Below are 3,399 nucleotides of genomic sequence, written 5' to 3' on the forward strand. Positions count from 1 at the left end.
CGGCGGGCGGCGGTGTGCGCCTGCTGGAGGCGGTTGAGCGCCGGTGCCCGCCAGATGTGGCAGATGGCCAGCGCGAGGGCGTCCGCGGCGTCGGCCGGCCTGGGCGGCTCGTCGAGCCGCAGCAGCCGGGTCACCATCGCGCCGACCTGGGCTTTGTCTGCTCGTCCGGAGCCGGTGACGGCGGCCTTGACCTCACTGGGCGTGTGCAGTGCCACCGGCAGCCCTCTCCGGGCCGCGCACAGCATGGCGACCGCGCTCGCCTGGGCGGTGCCCATCACCGTCCGCACGTTGTGCTGGCTGAAGACCCGCTCCACCGCCACCGCGTCCGGACGGTGGGCGTCGAGCCACTCCTCCAGGCCGCGCTCGATGTCCACCAGCCGGTTGGCGACGTCGGTTTCCGCCGGGGTGCGCACCACACCGACCGCGACCATGCGCAGCGGCCGTCCGGCCGTTCCCTCCACGACGCCGACCCCGCAGCGGGTCAGCCCCGGGTCCACCCCGAGCACACGCAACGTGCCCCTCCCCACTCCACCCGAAGGTGTTCGATCATCCGTTCCGGCAGGCTATCGGCCCGCACCGACAACGCCGACGGGCCGGCGGGGTGTGTCCCCGCCGGCCCGTCGATCCGCGCCGTGTCGCCCTGCGGCCGGGGCCGTTCAGGCGTCGACCTTCGCCATGACGTCGTCGGACACGTCGAAGTTGGCGAAGACGTTCTGCACGTCGTCGCTGTCCTCCAGCGCGTCGATCAGCTTGAAGATCTTGCGCGCGCCCTCCTCGTCCAGTTCGACCTGCATGGTCGGCACGAAGTTGGCGTCCGCCGAGTCGTAGTCGATGCCGGCTTCCTGGAGTGCGGTCCGCACCGCGACCAGGTCGGTGGCCTCGCTGAGCACCTCGAAGGACTCACCCAGGTCGTTGACCTCCTCCACGCCGGCTTCCAGGACCGCGCCGAGCACGTCGTCCTCGGAGAGCTCGCCCTTGGGCACGATGACGACGCCCTTGCGGTGGAACAGGTAGGAGACCGATCCGGGGTCGGCCATCGACCCGCCGTTGCGGGTCATGGCGACCCGTACGTCGGAGGCCGCGCGGTTGCGGTTGTCGGTGAGGCACTCGATGAGCACGGCCACGCCGTTGGGGCCGTAGCCCTCGTACATGATCGTCTCGTAGTCGGCGCCGCCCGCCTCGAGACCGGCACCGCGCTTGACCGCGCTGTCGATGTTCTTGTTCGGCACCGAGCTCTTCTTGGCCTTCTGGATGGCGTCGTAGAGCGTGGGGTTGCCGTCGGGGTCGGCTCCACCGGTGCGGGCCGCGACTTCGATGTTCTTGATCAGTTTGGCGAAGAGCTTGCCGCGCTTGGCATCGATCACGGCCTTCTTGTGCTTGGTGGTTGCCCACTTAGAGTGGCCGGACACAGCCTCGCTCCTTCGATGTCACCAACTATGAGCCAACGCGCAGATCCTACCGTCAGCCGGTCCGCCGGCTGAGCCCGCGCCGGATCAGGTGCTGCTTCCGGCCACCGCGGCGGCACGCACCATCCCGATGAACCGGCGGTGCACCCGGTGGTCGCCGGTCAGCTCGGGGTGGAAGGACGTGGCCAGCAGGTTCCGCTGCCGCACCGCGACGGGGTGGCCGTCGACGGTCGCCAGCACCTCCACCTCGGCACCGGTCGACTCGACCCAGGGGGCCCGGATGAAGACGCCGTGGACCGGCCCGCCCTCGATACCGGCCATCTCGACCGCCGCCTCGAAGGACTCGTTCTGCCGCCCGAAGGCGTTCCGGCGCACGATCATGTCGATGCCGCCGACGGTCTCCTGCCCGGAGCGCGGGTCGAGGATCTTGTCGGCCAGCAGGATCATGCCCGCGCAGGACCCGTAGGCCGGCATGCCCGCGGCGACCCGTTCCCGCAGCGGCTCCAGCAGACCGAAGGCGACTGCCAGCTTGGAGATGGTGGTGGACTCACCGCCGGGTATCACCAGGCCCTCGACCTCGGCGAGTTCCTCGGGGCGGCGCACCTGCCGGGCCTGGGCACCCGCGCCCTCCAGGGCGGCCAGGTGCTCGCGGACGTCGCCCTGGAGGGCGAGGACGCCGATGACGGGTGGGGTCACGGTACTTCTGCCTCTCACAAGAAACGTGCGGGGGCGGCCCGCGCCGACGCGGACCGCCCACCGGACAACTCGGGGTTACCAGCCGCGGCTGGCGTAGCGCTCGGACTCGGGCAGGGTGTCGCAGTTGATCCCCACCATGGCCTCACCGAGGTTGCGGGACGCGTCGGCGACGACCTTGGGGTCGTCGAAGAAGGTGGTGGCCTTCACGATGGCGGCGGCACGCTTGGCCGGGTCGCCGGACTTGAAGATGCCGGAGCCCACGAACACGCCCTCGGCGCCGAGCTGGCGCATCAGGGCCGCGTCGGCCGGGGTGGCGACACCGCCGGCGGAGAACAGCACGACGGGCAGCTTGCCCAGCTCGGCGACCTCCTTGACCAGCTCGTACGGCGCCCGGAGTTCCTTCGCCGCGGCGTACAGCTCGTGGTTGTCGAAGCTCCGCAGCCGGGCGATCTCGCCCTTGATCTGGCGCATGTGCCGGACCGCCTCGACGACGTTGCCGGTACCGGCCTCGCCCTTGGAGCGGATCATCGCGGCACCCTCGGTGATCCGGCGCAGCGCCTCACCGAGGTTGGTGGCACCGCAGACGAAGGGCGTGGTGAACGACCACTTGTCGCTGTGGTTGACCTCGTCCGCCGGGGTGAGGACCTCGGACTCGTCGATGTAGTCGACACCGAGCGCCTGGAGCACCTGGGCCTCGACGAAGTGGCCGATGCGGGACTTGGCCATGACGGGGATGGAGACGGCCGAGATGATGCCCTCGATCATGTCCGGGTCGGACATGCGGGCGACGCCGCCGTCCTTGCGGATGTCGGCCGGGACCCGCTCGAGGGCCATCACGGCGACGGCGCCGGCGTCCTCGGCGATCTTCGCCTGCTCCGGCGTGACGACGTCCATGATCACGCCGCCCTTGAGCTGCTCGGCCATGCCGCGCTTGACACGCGCGGTGCCGGTCTCGGGGCTCTGGGCGGGGGCGGCGGACGCCGCGCTGGGAGACGTGCTGGACACGGTTTGACCTCACTCGACGAAGAAACGTGCGACAGGGACCATCGTAGGCCTGTTCGGTTCGGCATCCGGACCGGCCACCGCGTCCACATGGCGGCAACCCGTACGACACCTGCGAGGAAACCAGCAGGCCACCGCCGGAGAAAAGGTCCAATCGGCGGTCAGTGGCCCCCGCCGGGCGCGGTCGCCCGGTCCACCAGCGCGGCCGGCGGCTCGTCGTCCATCTCGAACGCCTGCGGGGGTGCGGCGCGCCCCGCGAGGCGGAACCAGCGCACCGCCCGGTGACGGCGGAGCG

Annotated in this window: 4 protein-coding genes; all 4 read right to left on the minus strand. The window is 70.9% G+C overall.

Annotation, left to right across the window (positions count from 1 at the left end; all coding sequences use genetic code 11):
- A partial coding sequence (gene ruvC / locus ACYVE9_RS19810) for a crossover junction endodeoxyribonuclease RuvC (protein ID WP_461029225.1) occupies positions 1–512 on the minus strand: 512 nt, incomplete at its 3' end.
- Positions 513–656: 144 nt separating this feature from the next.
- Positions 657–1,409, minus strand: coding sequence for a YebC/PmpR family DNA-binding transcriptional regulator (locus tag ACYVE9_RS19815; RefSeq protein WP_461029226.1), 753 nt, complete (start codon positions 1,407–1,409; stop codon positions 657–659).
- An 84-nt stretch (positions 1,410–1,493) separates the two neighbouring features.
- Positions 1,494–2,102 carry a pyridoxal 5'-phosphate synthase glutaminase subunit PdxT gene (gene pdxT / locus ACYVE9_RS19820; protein WP_461029227.1) on the minus strand — a complete coding sequence of 203 codons (609 nt, stop codon included), beginning with the start codon at positions 2,100–2,102 and terminating at the stop codon, positions 1,494–1,496.
- 75 nt (positions 2,103–2,177) lie between these two features.
- On the minus strand, positions 2,178–3,107 hold the full coding sequence (gene pdxS / locus ACYVE9_RS19825; protein ID WP_461029228.1) for a pyridoxal 5'-phosphate synthase lyase subunit PdxS: 930 nt from the start codon (positions 3,105–3,107) through the stop codon (positions 2,178–2,180).
- Positions 3,108–3,399: the final 292 nt, after the last annotated feature.

The organism is Streptomyces sparsus (assembly GCF_054776295.1).